Raw genomic sequence first — 19,372 nt, forward strand, 5'->3', positions numbered from 1 at the left:
CTACCATGAGGACAATGTCCGGTTCCTACACGGCGGCCCACACCCCGGCCCCCAGCACCAGCGCGGTTCCCGCGGTCCTCATGAGCGCCGCACCCGCGGAGTCCCCGACGGTCTCACGGGACGAGCAGGCCGCCACGGCCGTGAACGTCCCGTGGAACGTGGTGGTCTGGGACGACCCCGTCAACCTCATGAGCTACGTGGTCTACGTGTTCAGGGCCCACTTCGGCTACCCGGACGCCAAGGCCCGCACGCTCATGCTGGAGGTCCACCACCAGGGGAGATCCATCGTGTTCACGGGCTCGCTCGAGGAGGCCGAGGCGCACGTGAGTGCACTGCACGGCTACGGCCTGTGGGCGACCTACGAGAAGGCCGGGGAGAACTGATGGCACACGGGTTCAAACGCACGCGCAAGGGCATCACGGCTCGTTTCGAGCGTCCGGAGGTACGGCTGCTGCAGAAGCTGTTCTCCGACGTCGCCACCACCCTGGAGCCCGAGCCCCGCGAGGACGCGGACCCGCTCGAGTCACTCGTGGGGTGGGACGAGGAGGTCCCGGAGCCCGAGGACCCCGCGGTGCGTCGGCTGCTGCCCGCCGCGTCGTCGGACCCGGAGCAGGCTGCGGAGTTCCGGCGTCTCACTGACCGCACCCTGCGCGAGGGCAAGACCGCCGCGCTGCGGGCGTCCTCGCTCGCGCTCGAGTCCGATCCGGTGCTGCTCACCCCCGAGCAGGCGCAGGACTTCGCCCGCGCCCTCAACGACGTCCGCGTGGTGCTCGCCGCCCGGCTGGGCATCGAATCGCCAGAGGATGCCGAACGAGTGGGAGAGCTCACGGACTTCAGCCGCACGGAGACTGTGGAGGACTACATGGCGGTGGTCTACAACTTTGTCTCCTGGCTTCAGGAGACTCTCATGACGGCGCTGCTGAAGACGCTGCCGTCCCGGTAGCCCCGGCCCTGTTACCGGGTGACTCATGTGGGAGGTGCTCCCCGAAAAGCACTACAGTTTTCCGGTATGCAGGCTGAGCACGGACGTCGACCAGGACCAAACCCCAACTCGCCCATCGGCGTCTTCGACTCCGGTGTGGGCGGGCTCACGGTGGCCCGCTCGATCATCGACCAGCTGCCCCACGAGGAGATCCTCTACGTGGGCGACACGGCTCACGGGCCCTACGGCCCCCTGCCCATCGCGGAGGTCCGCTCCAACGCCCTGCGCATCATGGACGACCTCGTGGACTCAGGCGTCAAGCTGCTCGTGATCGCGTGCAACACAGCCTCCGCCGCCGTGCTGAGGGACGCCCGCGAGCGCTACACGCGCGGTTACGACATCCCGGTCACCGAGGTGATCCAACCGGCCGTGCGTCGAGCCGTGGCCACCACGCGCACGGGCCGGGTGGGCGTGATCGGCACCGAGGCGACCATCGGCTCGCGCGCCTACGACGACACCTTTGCCGCCGCACCCCAGCTGGAGATCACCTCCGTGGCGTGCCCCGAGTTCGTGGAGTACGTGGAGCGCGGCGTCACCACGGGCCCGCAGCTGCTGCGCACCGCCCAGGAGTACCTGCAGCCGCTCAAGGACGCCCAGGTGGACACGCTGGTGCTCGGCTGCACGCACTACCCGCTGCTCACCGCGGTGATCTCCTACGTCATGGGGGAGAGTGTCAACCTGGTCTCCTCCGCGGAGGAGACCGCGCGGGACGTCTACCGCTCGCTCATGGACCACGGCCTCGAACGCGATCCCGACCTTGCTCCCCACCACGAGTTCCTCGCCACGGGGGACCCCGTGGGCTTCGAGACGCTCGCGCAGCGCTTCCTCGGTCCCGAGGTGGTCCGGGTGCGCCACACCGCCTCCGTGGCGGAGCAGTACCCCACTGGCTCGCTCGCCACGATCCACCCGGCTCAGCGCTGAGCCGGCGGCAGAAAGGTCAACACATGCTGCTCACCGTGGTCGGCAACACCGGCAGCTTCCCCGGTCCCGACGCGCCTGCCTCCTGCTACCTGCTCAGCGGCGAGGACGCGGACGGCCGGACGTGGCGGATCGTGCTCGACATGGGCAACGGGACACTGGGCGCCCTGCAGCGCCACATCCAGCTCGATACCATCGACGCCATCATGCTGTCCCACCTGCACCCGGACCACTGCGTGGACGTGGGAGGACTGCACGTGGCGATCAAATGGGATCCCCGCAGCTGGACGGCCGGGAGCATCCCGCTGTTCGGCCCGTCGCAGCTGCCGACCTACCTCAACCAGCTGCACCTGCTGCCTCCGGAGCACTCGATGGACACGGAGTTCGAGTTCCACGTGTGGCAGCCCCTGTGCGCCGTGACGGTGGGACCGTTCACCGTGACCCCGTTCCCGGTGAACCACCCGTGCCCCGAGCCGTACGCCCTGCGCGTGGAGTACCGGGGGCCCTTCGGGACCGAGGTGCTGACCTACTCGGGGGACACGGACGCGTGCGACGAGCTCGTGGAGGCGGCACGGGACGCGGACCTGTTCCTGTGCGAGGCGGCCTACCAGGAGGGGCGTGAGGACGGGTTGCGCGGCATCCACCTCACCGGCCGGCGCGCGGGAGAGACGGCCGTGGCCGCGGGAGCGCGGCGGCTGCTGCTCACCCACCTGCCCGTCTGGAACTCCCCGGAAACCGTCGAGGCCGAGGCAGCCGCGGTGTACGACGGCTCGGTGGAGGTGACGCGTGTGAACAGGCGCTACGACGTCGCCCGCCCCACCGAACGTTCGGTCGACGCGTTGGCACCGGCCGGAGCCGACGACTAGGCTGAGGCGCATGACCTCGCCTTCCGATCCGGCCACGTCCACCACCACCGCCGAGGGTCAGAGCGACTCGTCCGCTGAGCAGCTTGTTCGCTCGGACGGCCGCGGAGTCGCGGAGCTGCGACCCATCACCGTCACCCGCGGGTGGTCCGAGCAGGCAGAGGGCTCCGCGCTCATCGAGTTCGGCGGCACCAAGGTGCTGTGCACGGCCTCGCTCACGGAGGGCGTGCCCCGCTGGCTCAAGGGGCAGGGGCGCGGCTGGGTCACCGCCGAGTACGCGATGCTCCCGCGCGCCACCTCCACCCGCTCGGCCCGCGAGTCCGTGAAGGGCAAGATCGGCGGGCGCACCCACGAGATCTCCCGGCTGATCGGCCGCTCGCTGCGCTCCATCATCGACCTCGAGGCCCTCGGTGAGAACACCGTGGTGCTCGACTGCGACGTCCTGCAGGCGGACGGTGGCACCCGCACAGCGTCCATCACCGGTGCGTACGTTGCACTCGCGGACGCCCTCGCCTGGGCCCGCGAGAACGGCATCCTCAAAGCCGGCGCCCAGCCCCTGACCGACTCCGTGGCCGCCGTGTCCGTGGGCATCATCGACGGCGTGGCTATGCTGGACCTGCCTTACGTGGAGGACGTGCGTGCGGAGACCGACATGAACGTGGTCGTCACCGGCTCCGGAGACTTCGTGGAGGTCCAGGGCACTGCCGAGGGTGCGCCCTTCCGGCGGGACGAGCTCGACTCCCTGCTCGACCTCGCGGTGGCAGGGTGCGCACAGCTGGCGCAGATCCAGCACAGCACGCTGGATGGCACCCGTGACCGCTGACCCGCACGGTGCCCGCATCGTGCTGGCAACCCACAACCAGGGCAAGGTCCGCGAGCTGCAGAGCATGCTCGAGACGGCGGGGTTCTCCGGCACCGTGGTGGACGCCGCAGCGGCCGGACTGGGCGACGTCGTTGAGACCGGCGTGACCTTCCGGGAGAACGCCCTGCTCAAGGCGCGCGCCGCGGCCGCCGGGTCCGGTCTGATCGCGCTGGCGGACGACTCCGGTCTTGCCGTGGACGTGATGGGTGGGGCGCCTGGAATCTTCTCCGCGCGCTGGTCCGGGACGCACGGCGACGACGCCTCCAACCTCGACCTGCTGCTCGCCCAGCTCTCGGACATCGCGCCCGAGCATCGCCGTGCGAAGTTTGTGTGCGCCGTGGCCGTGGTGGGCCCGAGAGGCGAGGAGCACGTGGTTCACGGCGAGCTGCCCGGGACCATCCTGACCGCACCCGCCGGGTCGAACGGCTTCGGCTACGATCCCGTTCTGGCCCCTGAGGGGGAGGGCGGACGCAGCTGCGCGGAGCTGAGCCTCGAGCACAAGAACCGGATCAGCCACCGTGCGCGTGCCATGGCCGAGGCCCTTCCCATCCTGCTGGACCTGCTCCAGCGGGACTGCGGCGCCGCCCCGGGAGCGGACAGCAGGAGCGACGTCGTGGCGACCGAGGCCACCTCCTTTCCCGCCACGGAGCCCGAGGGCTGACACATGACCTTCGCGTGCGGACACCTCCCCTTTGCCGGAGCCGTCGAGGCGGTCCTCGCAGAGGCGGGCGTGAGCGTGGACCGCTCCGAGTGGGAGCTGCACGCCGGTGGATCGGCGCACATCGTGGTCAACGCCGGGCACCTCATGAGCGTGCGGATCGCCAAGAACCCCACGTCCGGAGAGAACGTCCGGCGGCGGACCGAAGCCCTCACGCGGCTGCCCGACTTCGACTTTGCAATTCCCCGGCCGCTGACCCCGGTGCTGCAGGACGGGCGCTACACGGCCGTGGGGATGACCTGGTTGCCGGGGGCCCCGCGCGCGCCGGGATCGGCCGATCCCCGGGAACTTCGCCGGGCGCTGGAGCAGATCCGGCACGCGGACGCCCGTGACGCCGAGCCGTGGCTGGACCGCCCGGGCCAGCACTGGGGCGGACACCGCCGCCGGCACGTTCTCCTCGACCAGGTGCTGCCCCTGCTGCTGCCGCGCAACAGGGACCGGGCCATGAGCGCGATCGAGGACCTCGTGGCGCTGGAGAACGTGACTCCCCAGCTGGTCCACGGGGACCTCATGGGCTCCAACATGCTGTGGGACGGTGAGCACCTGGTGGGTGTCATTGACTGGGACCATGCCTGCATGAGCGACCCCGCCTACGAGGTTGCCTCGCTCGGACTGTGGTTCGGGTGGTCGAGCGTGCGTGATGCCACCGATCCCGAGAGCTACGAGCGCGCGAAGCTGCACGCCAGGATCTTCCCCGTGCAGGCCATTGCCTACGCACTGCACCACGAGTTGGACGCCGCACAGGTCCGGCAGGCCGTGGAGAAGGCGGACGCGTGGTACGAGACGCGGGCGGCCGCGGCCGCCTGAAGGTCGTGGCGGGGCCGGCCGCCTTCGGGCAGACCACTCGCGGCCGGGTCGGTTTCTGCCGGATCGCTCTCTGCCAGATCGGTCTTGACCAGACGCGTCTCGGGCAGACCGCGCGTGGCCTGGCGTGTCTGGGTGTCGGAGTCGTTGCCTAGGCTCGGAGCGTGCCCGTCAGTTTCACCGCCATCGACTTCGAGACCGCCAACCGCAGCTTGGCCTCCGCATGCGCCCTTGGTGTGGTGCGGGTCCAGGACGGGCAGGTGGTCGACACGCGCTACTCGCTGCTCCGGCCACCTCCGGGCCACGACGCCTTCGAACCGGGAAATATCCGAATCCACGGCATCCGACCCGCGGACATCCAGAACGCCCCGAGCTTCGAGGCGGCCTGGGGCTGGGTGTGCCGCGCGATCACCCCGCAGGACCCGGACGCGGTGCTTGTGGCGCACAATGCGGTCTTCGACACGGGGGTCGTCAAGGCCGCCAACAGCGCCTGCGGTGGGACGGCCCGACCCTGGGACTACGCGTGCACCCTGCGTCTCTCCCGCGCGGCGTACACCCTGCGCTCCTACGCTCTGCCCTCGGCATCCCGCGCCGCGGGGGCCGAGGTGCAGGAGCACCACAACGCCCTCAGCGACGCGCTGGCCTGCGCGGGAATCGTGCTGGACCTGGCGCGGCGCAGTGGGGCGGACAGCATGGCCGAGCTCGCGGCGCACTACGGGGTGAAGATGCAGCGCGCAGAGCTCTGAGGGGTTCGTGCCCGGTCGGGCGGTGCGGGGCCGAGCCGGGTTGTCACGTGCCCGCGGCCTCGGGGAATACCGGTCAGTGTTGCCACTTGCCACTCGCCTGCGGCCTCGGGAAGCCGGCCAGGGCGTGAGTCTCATCCGCAGGCTAGGAGCGCTCGGTCAGGGCCGCCACAGGGAGGTCCAGTGCTCCGCGAGGCGGAGGAGTTCGGTGCGCACCGGGTCTACGGCATCCCGCGACTCGGTGTCCTCGGCGCTTTCGGTGATCCCGGCCCTCTCGGTGTTGCCAGTGTTCTCGGTGCTGCCGCGGTGTGATCCCGTCGGGGCCCCCAAGATGGGAGCATCGCCGGGGGAGTCGGTGCCGTCAGACGTCATGGGTTCCGCAGCCTGCTGATCCCCAGCCCGGGGCGCATCCTCTGCCTCCACCCGCGCGGCTGCGAGTCCCCAGCGGGCGGCCGCGACCACGACAACCACCTGCCGCGCCGCGCAACTCGTCACACCGCGATCCGTGAGCAGGGCGCAGGCGTTCCGAGCGACGTCATCTCCCGAGCTGGGCCAAGCGCGGCCCCCCGACACACGGCTACCGGCATGGCCCCCACGCGCGGAGTCTCCACTCGCGAGGAACTCGCGACTTGCTGCGTCCTCGACCGCGAGCAACGCCGCGAGGCCGAGAGCTAGCGCCTGGGTGGCCGTGTCACCCGTGCCCAGCCGCCCCGTGAGGGTCTCGGGAGCACCGGTCCAGAGTGCAGCGCGCGCGTCCGCATCGGCCAGGGTTGCGAGCAGGTCACGTGTGCGCGGGGCGGCCCTCGTGATCGCGGAGGAGACCCGGGCCGTCTCTGCGAGAACCTCTGCCAGGGAGGCGTCTGAACTGCGGGCTCGAATGGCCGCGTGGACCGTGAGAACCAGGGCTGTCGCCGCGGTCTGTGCCTCCGGGCTGCCGTGGGTGATCGCCGCCGAGTCGAGCGCCAGCACAATGAGCGACTTCCATCCCACGTTCGGAATCAGGCCGTACGGCGCAGTGCGCGCCAGCACCTCGGGGCTCTGTGCGTCCGGCAGGACCGGCCTCACGACCTCTCCGAGGCGACCGGTGGCGAGGGCGGTGAAACTGTCCCCCTCGTGCGGCCCAGCGGCGGAGAGCGCCGGAAAGTCACGGTCCAGGATGTCAGTGGGCGGTCTGGGGGCGTCGGACGGGAGCTGGGCCCCGTTGGCGACGGCCCATCGGAGATAGGCCAGCCAGGCGCAGGCAGTGGGGTCAGCGGACTGGCCGTCGTTGGCCCAACGCGCGACCTCGTTGAGCGCGCCCACACTGCGTGCTGAGAGCTGGACGGCCTCGTTCCCAGCGGCCGGGCCCCTTGCGGCCCACGGTGCCAGGAGGACGCTGCGCACCGCGTTCGGATAGTCCGACGACGACGGATCCAGGCCGTGGTCTCGGTCCAGCAGTTCAGGGGTCCCGGGTGACGTCATGGTTCCAGTCTATGAAAGGTGTGACTCCACGGCGCGGCTCGATTCCGTCCTGGCTCTCTGGCTCCCTCGGGCGCCGAGTGCGCGTCAGCGGTGACCACCCGGACAGCCCAGTCCCGTGGGGTTGACCAGGCAGTCGTCGGCGACGTTGTGCACCGTGGCCCGCCACACGGTGAGCGCGACGGGCGGGGACATGACCTGGTTGTAGCCGTTGACCGGCTGCCACCCGGTGCCCGCGATGTTGTACTCCCCGTAGAACGAGGTGGTGAGCGTCAGGCTGTAGTCGCCGGTGGCCGTGTAAACGTGGGACGTGTCGGTGGGGACGTCCCATTCCCCGTCTGTCAGCGGGGCGCCCGTGAGGGGAGTGGGTCCAAGCGTGCTGCCGTCCCCGTAGTTCCAGGTGTACTGCACGGGATAGGCACGGACCGACACGGGATAGCCGCCCAGGGTGGTCTCAAAGGTCTGGGGCTGGGCCACCGCGTAGACGTTCGTGTTCATGTTCTTGAGGGTGTCCGGGGCCGGTTGGGCGTGGTTCTCAGCCGGCGCCACCGCGAGTTGCTGGAAATCCTGGAGCGTGAAGACCGGCAGGGGAACGTAGCCTTCATCGTCTGCACCCTCAGCCTGTCCTTGGGCCACGCACATCTGTGTTCCGCGAGCAGAACGCTGGCCGTCTCCGGCGCCGCCCACCACGACGTCCATATTCACGCCCTTGGTTCCAGAATCGTCGGTGCACTCCTGCGATGCCCGGCAGCGAGTGAGCGCGGAGCCCTTGTCGTCGATGCAGGGATCCTGGAGACCAAAGGTTGTCCGGTTCTTGGCGGTGTCCATGAGCTGGGAGTTGAAAAAGATGGAGTCGTCGTTGGACATCAAACGGTCGCGCAGGGCCTTTTGGAATGCTGGATCACTGTCGGGGTCCCAGGCTGCTCCTTCGACGGTCCCCGCGTTACTCAATTCGTTATCCGAGATTGCCCATGGCTCACTGAAAGATATGGAATCATGGCTGACCCGCAGTTGAAGATCGATCGTGGAGCCGCTGGCTCGTGCGGAACGCTCCGCGCCCCCAAAGTCACCCAAGGACAGGCCGCCCTTTGAAAACCTTCCGCCATCCCCTTCAGCTGCAACTGCCACCCCTGCGGGGATAGTTGTAATTAACATAAAAATAATTGCAAATATTATAAATAGTCCATTCCGGAAAGTGGGCGCACGGGTGCCGAGTTTCACAGGGATCCCCTGGGCGATGCGGTCAAGTAGTTCCATTGTCCCTGACGGTAGTCGATGTAAACGTCAAGGATGCCGGTTCCGGCGAATGGCTCCTGAAGAACCCTTGCTTCGTGTTTTTCGATTGTCTTGAACCCCCTGCTATCTATCGAAACCGGGAGGTTGTAGCCACCGTCAGCCCTCTTCGTGAAACTGCCATCGGGTAAAGTAAGTTTTTCCCAGCCACCCATTGCCCACCCACCTTCACTGTAGAGTGAATCAATGTCATCAAATTGCTTTATGCAATTTTCGCATTCTATCGCCGTGACCTCTCGTACCACTGTTGTGTCGCCTGTCTGCATGGCATACCACTGAGCATCGGCTCGGTAGTTCAGGAACGCCTGTGCGCCAGCCTCCGTCTCCTGCTTCGCCTCGTCGGGCATGACGGGCTTGGGTACGTTTCTCGCTGGGTGCGCGAGGGTGGCGGGTTCGTAGTCATTGGGAATCTTTTGGCCCGTGGCGAGCACGGTGGGCTCCTGGGGACGCCAGTCGTCGGGCAGGGGGTTCTCCGACCCGGACGGTGCGGGCGTCGTCGTGCTGGTGTCATCGGACCCGGTGTTGGCGGTGGACTCAGCCGATGCACTGGCGTGGGAGGGTGACAACGAGTTGGACGACGCCGTGGCTGTCTCCTCGGGGACGTTGCCACCACCCGTGCACCCCGTGAGCAGCACCGCCGCCAGGACCGCGGCGGAGACCCCCGTTGCACGGCGGCTCCTCGCTGCGACATCGTGGATGCCCATGATTTCCCCCTAGTCTCGAAACATCGGGTGTGACGTGTCGAACATCTCCCAGAGCATAGGGGGTGCTTCGCGACGCAAGCCACGCCTGCGGACGAACTGTGGACAGTAGGAAATATGCGCATGCATGACCGCAGGTCAGGGCCGGGCAGGAATCCCGAATCCGCTGAAACAATTCCGCGTGTTCACGGTGAGAGCCTGCACCACCCGTCCACGGGCATCGGGACAGCATCCCTCCACACGGCGCGGGATCCCATATGCGTGTCTGTGCTCCGTCTTACATTGAGCCCATGCTGATCCTTCACACCTCCGACTGGCACCTGGGGCGGACCTTCCACGGCGTCGACATCCTGGATGTCCAGGCGCGTGCCATGGGCGAGATCGTCGACTGGGTCCGCCGGTACGGAGTGGACGTGGTCCTGGTAGCCGGCGACGTCTACGACCGGGCCCAACCCCGGACCGAGGTGGTGGAGCTGCTGAACACGACCCTCGCGCAGATCCGGGAGGCGGGTGCGTACGTAGTGCTGACGAGTGGCAACCACGACTCCCCGGCACGCCTGGGCTTCGGCTCCCGCATCATGGCCCACGGCGGGGTCTTCCTCCTGACCACCCTGGAGGGATCCGCTCGGCCGGTTCTGTTCTCGGAGTCGTCCTCCGGAGGAATCACGGCCACCCGGGTGGAGATGGCCGGCCAGGGGACCGGCGGGCGAACGGCTGCGCAGCTTCCGTCCACGGGTGATGACGCCGCAGTCCTCGCGGTCTACGGCATTCCCTACCTGGATCCGCGGGCCACCGCGCCGCTGCTCGACTGCACACCCACCCACCAGGCGGTGCTGGGTGCGGTCATGCACCGTGTGGACGAGGACCGGGCCTCACGAGGTTCACCCGCATCCGTGGTCATGGCGCACGCCTTCGTCACGGGGTCCGAGGCCAGCGATTCCGAGCGCGTGGTGGACTCCGGCGGACTGGGGACGGTCTCCACCCAGGTCTTCGCGGCGCACGACTACGCGGCACTGGGCCACATCCACCGACGCCAGCGCATCACGGAGACGGTTCGCTACAGCGGCTCACCCGTGGCCTACTCCTTCTCGGAAGCCACCCACGCCAAGGGCGCGTGGCTGGTGACGGTCGGCGGAAATGGCGTGGACGACGTCGTGCCCCTCGACCACCGGGCTGGCCTGCGGCTGGCACGGCTGAGGGGCTCCCTGGAGTCCCTGCTCTCGGACCACGCGCTGGCGCCCTCCGAAGATGCCTGGTGCCAGGTGGTCCTCACGGACGTGGAACGCCCAGCATCCGCCATGGAGCGGGTGCGCACGCGCTTCCCGAGAACAGTGGAGCTGAGGTGGGAGCCCGACGGCGGTCGGGCCAGTACCGAGCGCGACTACGGCGCACGCCTTGCGGAGGCCACGACCACAGAGGAACTGTGTGCCCAGTTCTATCAGCACGTCCGCTCGCGGGCACTGACTGCGCAGGAGTCGGCGGAGATCTCGGACGTCGTCTCCGTCGTGCAAAGCAGGGGAGTGGAACAGTGAAACTTCACCGTCTGGAGATCACCGCCTTCGGGCCGTTCCCGCAGCACGAGACCGTGGACTTCGACGCCCTCAACGAAGCCGGGGTCTTCCTGCTCAACGGCGAGACCGGCGCAGGCAAGACGAGTGTGCTGGATGCCGTCTGCTTCGCCCTCTACGGTTCCGGGCCCACCACGGTGGGCAAGGGTGGTCGCAAGGTTCAGCACAGCCACCACGCGGAGCCCCACACGGCTCCGCGCGTGGAAGTGGAGTTCACCGCGTCCGGTCGCCGGTGGTGCGTCACCCGGACCCCGGCGTGGCGAGAACCCTCCACGCGGGCGGCCTCCGGATGGCGCGACCGGCACGCCACGGTGCTGCTACGCGAGTACACGGAGGGGCAGTGGGCTGACCGGGGGCACCGCCCGGACGACGTGGGCCAGGCCATCCACCACGCCGTGGGCCTCAACCGGGAGCAGTTCACCCAGGTGATGATGCTGCCCCAGGGAAAGTTCGCCCAGTTCCTCCAGGCCGGATCGCGGGAGCGGGAGGAACTCCTGGAGACACTGTTCGGCACGGACGTCTACGCGGACGTGCAGGAGGAGCTGAAGGCCCGGGCGGACGCAGCCAAAACCGACGCGGCCTCGGCCCAGCTCGAGTGGGAACGCTCCGAGGAGCTGCTCTCCCGCGCGGGGGAGCGCCTGTCCCGACTCAACGAGCAGGATCCGCGGACCGGTCTGCCCGCAAGGGGATCCGTCCCGTCACCGGCTGACTCAGCAGACGGAGTGCGCAGTGCGAGCGAGGAGGATTCCCCGGACGACGGCGGTGATGACGAGGTCAGTGGCGGCGAAACCTCTCCTCCGGAGGGACCCGCTAGCCTCTCGGAGCGGTGGCATGCCCTCGTGTCCGACGGCGAATCGGCGCTCGCGGGAGCCGTAGCGGCCCGTGATGAAGCTGCCGATCGCCACGCATCTTCTCAGCAGCGGATCACGGAACTGGAGGCGCTGAGCGGGCTCCTCGCCCGTTTCGACCGGCTTACGGTGCGTCGTGCCGAGCTGCGGGCGCAGTCGCAGCGCCTCGGGGACGCGAGACGTCGGCTCGAGGAGCACACGGCGGCCGAGGGCTTGGCGGAGCCCCTGGCATCGGCGATCCGGGCTCGACGGCGCGTGGCGGATTCTGCCTCCGCGGTCGAGGCGGTGCGGGCGGCGCTCACGGAGACCTCTGCGGCGGCGCGCTCGCTCCGGGATGTCCTGCGCGACCGGCCCGATCTGGTCCGAGAGCTGGAGGGCACCCCCGAGATGCCCCGGCAGCTGCGGGACGCGGCCGTGACGGCTCGTGAGGCGGCACGTGGAACGGCGGAGCGCGCCCGCCTCCTGGCCGAGGAGGAGACCGCGCTGCAGCGGGACGAGGAGAGTCTGCGCACACTTGAGCTGCGATCCGAGGAGATCGCAGCGGAGCTGACCGCACGGCACGCGGACCTCGCACGGTGGGAGGACTCCCGCCAGGAGCTGGAACTGCAGGTCAAGGACGAGGGCCTCGTGAGGGAGCGTGCCCGGGCGGCGCGCGAGGCGGTCGAGGCCAGCCGCGACTATGCCCGGGCCCGTGACACGGAGAACGCGCGGGCCGCAGAGTTCGAGTCCGCCGAGACCGCCCGGCGTGAAGCGGCCCGCCAGGTGGAGTCCCTGGAGACCCTCCGATATGCCGGTGCCGCCTCCAGCCTCGCCCGGGAACTCTCCGAAGGGGATCCGTGCCCCGTGTGCGGTTCCACGGTGCACCCGTGCCCGGCCACGGGGGACGAGGAGCAGGACGTCACCCCGGGGATGCTGCAGCGCGCCCGGGAGGATCGGGAGACGGCGCAGAACACCGCCGATGCGGCCCACCACCGCTGGCAGCAGGCCCAGCGCACGAGCGCGGAACACCTGGCGCGCGGTGCCGGTGAGGACCTCGCAGACGTCGTGGAGCGGGCTCGACTGGCCCGTCTCGCCGAGGAGGCCGTCGAGTCCGCCCTCGCGGAACTGCAGCGCGGCACGGAGGAAATCGCCACCGTGCACGACACCGTGACCCGTCTCGAGACGGAGGAACGGAACACCACCACACAGATGGCGGGTGTGCGCACGGGGGTGGAGGCGGCACGTGGTCGCTGCGCATCGGAACGGGAGCGCGTGGCCCGTGCCATCGGGCCTTTCGCGACCGTCCAGGACTGCGTCCGGGCCGCTGAGGAGCTCGTGCAGCTCACCACCCGCTGGTCCGACGCGCAGGACGAGCGGGACGCAGCCCGGCACGAGAAACGCACGGCGGAGGAAGCCCTTGACCGTGCGCTCGCGCGGTCCCCCTTCAGCAGGGAGGTGGACGTCCACGCGGCCCTCATGGACGAGGAGGAGGCCACCGAAGTGACCGACTGGGTCGAACGCGTCGCCAGCGAGGTCGCGGCGCTGGACGCGGAACTCGCAACCCAGGACATGCAGCGCGCGGCTCGGCTCACCGAGCAGCAGCGCCACGAGGTTTCGGCGGAGGCACGTGAACGCGCTCAGGCCGAGTGCGAGGAGGCCGCGCGCCACAGGGACGCACTCAACCGGCTGCTCGGAGGCCTCGAGGACCTCACGGTTGAGGCGCGATCCCACGCGCGCGAGGCACCGGCCCGTGAAACGGCGTTGCAGGCCGCCCGGGACCGGGCGGAACGCCTGAGCGGGCTCGCGGGCGTAGCCACCGCCACCACCTCGGAGAACTCCCTGCGCATGACACTGACCTCTTTCGTTCTGGCCGCGAGGCTTGAACACGTTGCGGCCGTCGCCTCGGAGCACCTCTCCACGATGTCGTCCGGGCGGTTCGCCCTGGTGCACACCGACCAGACCCGTGGCAGTGGCAAGTCCGGCCTTGGACTGGAAATTGAGGACGCCTGGACCGGAGCACGCCGCGGCACCGAGACCCTCTCCGGGGGTGAGTCGTTCTTCACCTCGCTGGCGCTTGCACTGGCGCTCGCGGACGTCGTGCGAGCCGATGCCGGGGGCACGGAGATCGACACGCTGTTCGTGGACGAAGGCTTCGGCTCCCTCGACGAGCAGACACTTGAACAGGTCCTGGAAACCCTGGACGGGCTGCGCCGCGGTGGGCGGGTGATCGGGGTGGTCTCCCACGTGAGCGAGATGAAGCAGCGGATCGAGACCCAGCTGGTGGTCACCAAGACTCCCCGGGGTTCCCACCTGCGTGTCGAGACCGGCTCTGCGGTGCTCACGTAGGCTGAGACGGTGAGTACCGCGACCCGCACCCAGGTGCCCGTTTCCGCGCCGCCCGATCCCGGCGCGCGGGAGCGGCTCGTCCGCAGCGACCGCCAGCTCAGCGCGATCACCCTCCTGCTGAGGTTGCCCCAGGTCATGGCTCCGCTCGGGGTGCTCACGTGGGTTGCGGTGTCCGCTTCCTCGGCATGGGCCGCGGCCCTGAGTTCCGCCGCGCTCTGCCTCGGCATGGCGGTGTGCGCCGTGGGCATGGCACTGTTCTCGAACGTCCGCTGGCGGCAGTGGGCCCTGGCCGGGATCGCCCTGATCCAGGGCGGGGTCATGTGGCAGCTCTCCCTGGTGGACGTCTCCACGGTGCCCGTCGCGTGGGGTGCGGTCTCCGCCTTCGTTCCCTTCTTCATTGCGGGCCTCTCCCTGACGCCCATGGGCCTCGCAGCCCGTCTGCGCTGGGCCTCCGTCCTTCAGGGACAGGGCCGTCTCGAAGCCTTCTCGTCGGCCATGCGGCGGGAGTCAGTCAACGAGGCTCTCGCCACCGTTCTGGGTGCGGCCCTCACCGGACTGCTCGCGGTGGCCATTGGCCCGTCCTCCGTTCTGAAGGTCTCCGCCACGCTGTCCCTGGTCACCATCGCGTTCTTCGTGGCCCACCGTTCGTCCCGCTATCCGCAGGCCAACATGCCGGTCCACCTGCTGTGGCGGGACCGTTCCCCGTTGGGCGTCCCCCGCTCCACCACGTTCCGGCTGCGCCACGGACTGCTCTACGGCATCGGGGCGCTCAGCGCGCTGCTCGGAGCGGTGCAGGGCTGCCTGGCCGTGTACTCCGTGTCCCTCGACAGCGGGGAGACCATGGGTGCCATCTACGCCCTCCTGGGATTCGGCGCAGCCGTGGGTTCGAGTTTGGCGGTGCGGTTCCGGCACCGCATCACGGCATCCAACATGATGGTGCTCTCGGGCACGGGGGCCCTGGTGGCATCCATGCTGCTCTCCGCACCCTCCGGGTCTCTGGGGTACTCGGTGGTGCTGCTGCTCGTGGGTCTCTTCTCTGGCCCCAGCCTGCTGTGCCTGCACAGTTCCGCTGGTCAGGTGGGCGTTACCACGGGGTTCCTGGGCCTGGTCGCCCAGATGTCAGTGGTCTCCAGCGCTTCCTCGGCCGTGGGGCTGATTGTCTGCGCCTACCTCGGCGTGCACCGCGACTACATGTCCGCGGCCATGGGACCGGTGGCGGCGGCGATGCTCCTTCTGGGCACGGCGCTCTTCTTCAGCTACACGCTGCGCCGCTCTCCGGTCCGCGATCCCAGGATCTGACCTCCGCACGGCCGCCGGGGGAGACTACGACGCCGCCCCGGCGCCTTCACCGTGGAAGGCACCGGGGCGGCGTCGTCGGCCAGAGGCCGGACCGTGTCAGTGACCGCGCGCGATCCACTCGCCCAGGTGGGGCTTCTCCTCGCCGATCGTGGTTGCGTCTCCGTGCCCGGGGAGCACGAGCGTGTCCTCCGGCAGCGTTAGCAGGCGCTTGTCGATCGAGTCGATGATCGTCGGGAAGTCGGAGTAGGAGCGTCCCGTGGCTCCCGGCCCGCCCTGGAAGAGGGTGTCGCCGGTGAAAACCACGCCGTGCTCACCGAGATCGGGGGCGTGGAAGACCACCGAGCCGGGGGAGTGGCCGGGCGTGGCGATCACGGTGAAGGCCACGGTGCCAGCGGTGAGCTCCTGGCCGTCGTGCAACGGTTCCGGTTCGGTCCCCTCGGGGTGGACGGCGTGCCACAGCATGACGTCCTCGGGGCTCATGAGCACGGGAGGGTTGCCGTCGAGCTGCTCCACGACGTCCCGCACGGCCCTGATGTGGTCGTCGTGGCCGTGGGTGAGCAGCACGTGGGTGACGGTGCGGCCGTCCACTGCCGCGAGCACGGCCTCGGGGTCGTGGGCGGGATCGATCACCACGCACTCGGCCTGGTTGCCCACCACCCACACGTTGTTCTCCACGTCCCACGTCTGCCCGTCAAGGCTGAAGGTGCCCTCCGTGACGCAGTTGGTCACGCGCACACCGTCGCGGGGGTCGGTGACGACGATCTCGGGTGTCCGAGTCACCGGGACACCTCCACGACGGAGCGGAGGACCTTGCCGGACTTCATGGTCTCGAACGCCTCGTCCACCTGGGCGAGGCCGATGCGCTCAGAGACGAACGCGTCCAGGTCCAGGCGGCCCAGCACGTACTGGTCCACGAGCATCGGGAAGTCGCGGGAGGGCAGGGTGTCCCCGTACCACGCGGACTTGATGGACCCGCCGTGCGAGAACACCTCGTCCAGGGGGATCTCGGCGACCGTTCCGGGATTGGGCACGCCCACGAGGACCATGCGCCCCGCGAGGTCCCGGGCCTGGAAGGCCTGCATGAAGGTGTCCGGCACGCCGACGGCGTCAATGACGAGGTCCGCGCCGTTGCCGTGGGTCCGCTCCCGGATGCCCTCCACGGCGTCCGTCGAGCGGGAGTTGATCACGTGAGTTGCTCCGAGGCGCTGCGCGGTCTCGAGCTTCTCGTCGTCCACGTCCACCGCAATGATGGTGGTCGCACCGGCGAGAGCGGCACCGGCGACGGCCGCGGTCCCCACGCCGCCGCAGCCGATCACGGCCACGGACTCACCGCGCTTGACGGCGCCGGTGTTCAGCGCCGCACCGATCCCCGCCGTCACACCGCAGCCGAGCAGGCCCACGGCCGCGTACTGCTCGTCCTGCAGCGGGGTCTCGATCTTCGTGCACTGGCCGGCCGCCACCAGAGTCTTCTCCGCGAATGCCCCGATGCCGAGTGCGGGCTCCAGCTCGGTGCCGTCCTCGAGCGTCATCTTCTGCGTGGCATTGTGGGTGTTGAAGCAGTACCATGGCTCGCCCCGCCGGCACGCGCGGCACTCGCCGCACACCGCACGCCAGTTGAGGATCACGTGGTCACCCACCTCCACCTCGGTGACGCCTTCACCCACCGCGCTGACCACCCCGGCGGCCTCGTGGCCCAGGAGGTAGGGGAAGTCATCCCCCACGCCGCCTACCTTGTAGTGAAGGTCCGTCTGGCACACCCCGCACGTGAGCACGTCCACGAGTGCCTCGCCCGGCCCGGGATCCGGGACCAGGACGGTCTCCAGGGTTGCCGGCTCGTTCTTGGCGCGTACCACGACGCCCTTGACCTTGTGCATGCGGTTGCCTCCGTCGACTCGAATTCTGTGTCCTTCCCAGTATGCGTGGTGCCCCGCGAGCAGGGCACCGGTCGTGCGTCGTCGTTCGCCCACCGAGAAAACGCGCCTGACGCGGATCGCGCCCCAGCCGAGGGCAAGACCGGGGAGGCTCGAGGGGCCCGCACGGTGGTCACCGCGTGGGCCCCTCGGTGAGGAACAGGCTGTGCCGGAACCGGCTCAGGAGTCCTGGGAGTAGTCGATGTGCTCGGTGTGCAGCCGGATCTTGCGGCCCTGCGCCTCGAGCTCCTCCTCCTTCTTCTGCAGCTTCTCGGCCTGGGTGATGTCGCGCGGGGGAAGCTGGATGGTTCGCTCCGCGCGAATGCCGCCCTGCAGCTGGCGGACGCGCTCGATCTCCGCGTCCACCTCCGCGCCCAGAAGCAGCACGTTGTTCATGATCCACAGTCCCAGCAGCAGGATGATCACGGAGCCGATCACGCCGTAGGTTGCGTTGTACTTGGCGAAGTTCGCCACGTAGAACGCGAACGCCAGGCCGGCCACAGCCATGGCCACCAGGGCAATCGCGGCACCGGGGCTCAGCCACTTGAACTTGGGTTGCTTCACGTTGGGCGTGGCGTAGTAGAGGATCGCGATGAGCAGCACGAGCAGGAGGATGACCACGGGGATCTTGGCCCAGTTCCAGACAGTCACGGCGGTGCTGCCCAGGCCCACGAGGTCCCCGAGGGTCTGTGCGATGTCGCCCGAGATCACCACCATCATCATCACCAGTGCCACGATCAGGACCATCACGAGGGTCACGAGCAGCATGACCGGCTTCAGCTTCCAGAAGGGGCGCCCCTCCGTGACTTCGTAGATGCGGTTCATGGCCCGCGCAAAGGCCCCGGTGTAGCCGGAGGCGGTCCACAGGGCACCGACGATGCCGACGACCAGTGCCAGCCCTGCCCCCGACTGCGTGGTGAGCTGGGAGATGGGGCCGGAGAGCAGCTCCACCAGTGCCGAGGGGGCGTACTGGTCCAGGAAGTCCAGGATCGCGGTGGTGGTGGCCTCGCCCTGTCCGAAGACGCCCAGCAGGGACACGAGCGCGAGAAGCGCCGGGAAGATCGACAGGACGGCGAAGTACGTCAGGGAAGCCGCGAGGTCGGTGCACCCGTCCTTCGAGAACTCGGCCAGGCCGCGTTTGAAGATGTACCCCCAGGACCGGCCCTGGAGCTGGTGGGGGGACTCGGGCTTCGAGTCGTGGTCAGGGTGCGGAGCGGCGTCCTTCCGGTGGACGGTGGACTCCGGGTTCTGATCGGTCATGGGGATCCTCTCGGGGAGCGGAAGGCACGGATGCGGAGCGGGATTACTCCCAGAAGTGTACTGACTTCACGGTCCGCAGCCCGGCACTTACGGTCACGGCGCTCGCGCGCTCCGGCGACGACGTCGCTCCCCGCCCTGCCGTCCGTCATGGAACCCCCGGGCTCGGGGTTACGGGATCCAAAGCCAGCCGCCGCGGAACCCCGCCGCGCGCCGTCGCGACCCCGGACGACGACACCGCGCCCGTGAGAACTCACGGGCGCGGTGCGGGTGTGAGGCGCGTGTCAGCGCGACAGCGAGAGCGCGTACTGGTGGATCCGCTCGCTGAGCCGCGTGAGGACCCTGATCTCCTGGGCGTCGAGCGCAGTGCTCATCACGTCCGCGACCTTCTGGTCATTGTCCTGCGAGATCTCGTCGTGGAGCCGGTTCCCGGCCTCGGTCAGGGCCACGCGCACTCCGCGCAGGTCCTGGGAGTCCTGACGGCGAGTCACGAGTCCCTTGTTCTCGAGACGTTCGAGCATGCGGGACAGGCTCGACTGCGTCAGCAGCACGTGGCTGTTGAGGTCTCGCAGCCTCAGGCCCCCTCGGTCGGCGCTGTGCAGCGTTGTCAGCACCTCGAACTCACGACGGGACAGACCGCGAAGATCGACTTCGCGCTGCAGCTCCCGCGTGACGGAGACATGGCAGCGACTCAAAGCATCCCACGCCTCGATACTCCCCCTTGACGTCATACTTCCCCCTTTAATAACGCCCACCCCCCGATGGGCGTTATCTACATGCTACGAGAGGGTACTGACAGTTCTCTTATGACCTGTGTCCACAC

Annotated in this window: 18 protein-coding genes; 11 read left to right on the forward strand and 7 right to left on the reverse strand. The window is 69.0% G+C overall.

The genetic code is table 11. From position 1 onward, the window contains the following. The first annotated feature begins 14 nt into the window (after positions 1 to 14). From clpS to B3G12_RS11530, 8 genes are all read left to right on the forward strand, one after another. Entirely contained in the window at positions 15 to 383 is a 369-nt protein-coding gene (gene clpS, locus B3G12_RS11495; RefSeq protein WP_144942490.1) for an ATP-dependent Clp protease adapter ClpS, read from the forward strand. Then, positions 383 to 943, forward strand: coding sequence for a DUF2017 domain-containing protein (locus B3G12_RS11500; protein ID WP_290500440.1), 561 nt, complete (start codon positions 383 to 385; stop codon positions 941 to 943). The genes clpS and B3G12_RS11500 overlap by 1 nt, the downstream gene beginning before the upstream one ends. Before the next feature lie 66 nt (positions 944 to 1,009). Continuing rightward, complete coding sequence (murI, locus tag B3G12_RS11505) at positions 1,010 to 1,903, forward strand: glutamate racemase (protein ID WP_144942492.1); 894 nt, start codon at positions 1,010 to 1,012, stop codon at positions 1,901 to 1,903. A 23-nt stretch (positions 1,904 to 1,926) separates the two neighbouring features. Next, entirely contained in the window at positions 1,927 to 2,766 is an 840-nt protein-coding gene (locus B3G12_RS11510) for an MBL fold metallo-hydrolase (RefSeq protein ID WP_290500441.1), read from the forward strand. A gap of 10 nt (positions 2,767 to 2,776) precedes the next feature. Further along, positions 2,777 to 3,586: a ribonuclease PH gene (rph, locus tag B3G12_RS11515; RefSeq protein ID WP_144942494.1), complete on the forward strand. Its 810-nt coding sequence runs from the start codon at positions 2,777 to 2,779 to the stop codon at positions 3,584 to 3,586. Then, positions 3,567 to 4,286, forward strand: coding sequence for an RdgB/HAM1 family non-canonical purine NTP pyrophosphatase (rdgB, locus tag B3G12_RS11520; RefSeq protein ID WP_414672755.1), 720 nt, complete (start codon positions 3,567 to 3,569; stop codon positions 4,284 to 4,286). Before rph ends, rdgB begins: the two co-directional genes overlap by 20 nt. 3 nt (positions 4,287 to 4,289) lie before the next feature. Continuing rightward, positions 4,290 to 5,150: a phosphotransferase gene (locus B3G12_RS11525; protein ID WP_290500446.1), complete on the forward strand. Its 861-nt coding sequence runs from the start codon at positions 4,290 to 4,292 to the stop codon at positions 5,148 to 5,150. 161 nt (positions 5,151 to 5,311) lie between these two features. Continuing rightward, positions 5,312 to 5,893, forward strand: a complete 582-nt coding sequence (locus tag B3G12_RS11530) for a 3'-5' exonuclease (protein WP_290500448.1) — start codon at positions 5,312 to 5,314, stop codon at positions 5,891 to 5,893. A 156-nt stretch (positions 5,894 to 6,049) separates the two neighbouring features. On the opposite strand, the gene B3G12_RS11535 is transcribed toward B3G12_RS11530, so the two are convergent. From B3G12_RS11535 to B3G12_RS11545, 3 genes are all read right to left on the reverse strand, one after another. After that, positions 6,050 to 7,351: an ADP-ribosylglycohydrolase family protein gene (locus tag B3G12_RS11535; RefSeq protein WP_290500449.1), complete on the reverse strand. Its 1,302-nt coding sequence runs from the start codon at positions 7,349 to 7,351 to the stop codon at positions 6,050 to 6,052. 84 nt (positions 7,352 to 7,435) lie between these two features. Then, positions 7,436 to 8,215, reverse strand: a complete 780-nt coding sequence (locus tag B3G12_RS11540) for a PKD domain-containing protein (protein WP_290500450.1) — start codon at positions 8,213 to 8,215, stop codon at positions 7,436 to 7,438. Positions 8,216 to 8,565: 350 nt separating this feature from the next. Next, positions 8,566 to 9,072, reverse strand: coding sequence for a DUF6318 family protein (locus B3G12_RS11545; RefSeq protein WP_290500451.1), 507 nt, complete (start codon positions 9,070 to 9,072; stop codon positions 8,566 to 8,568). A 560-nt stretch (positions 9,073 to 9,632) separates the two neighbouring features. On the opposite strand from B3G12_RS11545, the gene B3G12_RS11550 reads away from it, so the two are divergent. Genes B3G12_RS11550 through B3G12_RS11560 form a run of 3 tightly spaced genes read left to right on the forward strand, consistent with a single transcriptional unit; the run spans position 9,633 to position 15,382 of the window. Then, positions 9,633 to 10,874, forward strand: a complete 1,242-nt coding sequence (locus tag B3G12_RS11550) for an exonuclease SbcCD subunit D (protein WP_290500453.1) — start codon at positions 9,633 to 9,635, stop codon at positions 10,872 to 10,874. Beyond that, the gene (locus tag B3G12_RS11555; protein WP_290500454.1) at positions 10,871 to 14,083 is read left to right on the forward strand and encodes an AAA family ATPase; all 3,213 of its coding nucleotides are present in this window, start codon (positions 10,871 to 10,873) and stop codon (positions 14,081 to 14,083) included. The genes B3G12_RS11550 and B3G12_RS11555 overlap by 4 nt, the downstream gene beginning before the upstream one ends. A 9-nt stretch (positions 14,084 to 14,092) precedes the next feature. Next, positions 14,093 to 15,382, forward strand: coding sequence for a hypothetical protein (locus tag B3G12_RS11560; RefSeq protein WP_290500456.1), 1,290 nt, complete (start codon positions 14,093 to 14,095; stop codon positions 15,380 to 15,382). Positions 15,383 to 15,478: 96 nt separating this feature from the next. Here the strand turns inward: B3G12_RS11560 and B3G12_RS11565 are convergent, their stop codons facing one another. The 4 genes from B3G12_RS11565 to B3G12_RS11580 all read right to left on the reverse strand — a co-directional run bounded on the left by B3G12_RS11565 (position 15,479) and on the right by B3G12_RS11580 (position 19,280). After that, positions 15,479 to 16,162, reverse strand: a complete 684-nt coding sequence (locus B3G12_RS11565) for an MBL fold metallo-hydrolase (RefSeq protein ID WP_055083363.1) — start codon at positions 16,160 to 16,162, stop codon at positions 15,479 to 15,481. After that, positions 16,159 to 17,256 (reverse strand): S-(hydroxymethyl)mycothiol dehydrogenase, encoded by a 1,098-nt coding sequence (locus tag B3G12_RS11570; protein ID WP_290500459.1) that lies wholly within the window; start codon positions 17,254 to 17,256, stop codon positions 16,159 to 16,161. The genes B3G12_RS11565 and B3G12_RS11570 overlap by 4 nt, the downstream gene beginning before the upstream one ends. A gap of 216 nt (positions 17,257 to 17,472) precedes the next feature. Further along, positions 17,473 to 18,552 (reverse strand): YihY/virulence factor BrkB family protein, encoded by a 1,080-nt coding sequence (locus B3G12_RS11575; RefSeq protein ID WP_055083368.1) that lies wholly within the window; start codon positions 18,550 to 18,552, stop codon positions 17,473 to 17,475. A gap of 281 nt (positions 18,553 to 18,833) precedes the next feature. Then, entirely contained in the window at positions 18,834 to 19,280 is a 447-nt protein-coding gene (locus tag B3G12_RS11580) for a MarR family winged helix-turn-helix transcriptional regulator (protein ID WP_055083370.1), read from the reverse strand. Between the last annotated feature and the right edge of the window lie 92 nt (positions 19,281 to 19,372).

The sequence above is a fragment of the Kocuria sp. UBA5001 genome (genome assembly GCF_002398425.1).
Classification (GTDB): domain Bacteria; phylum Actinomycetota; class Actinomycetes; order Actinomycetales; family Micrococcaceae; genus Kocuria; species Kocuria salsicia.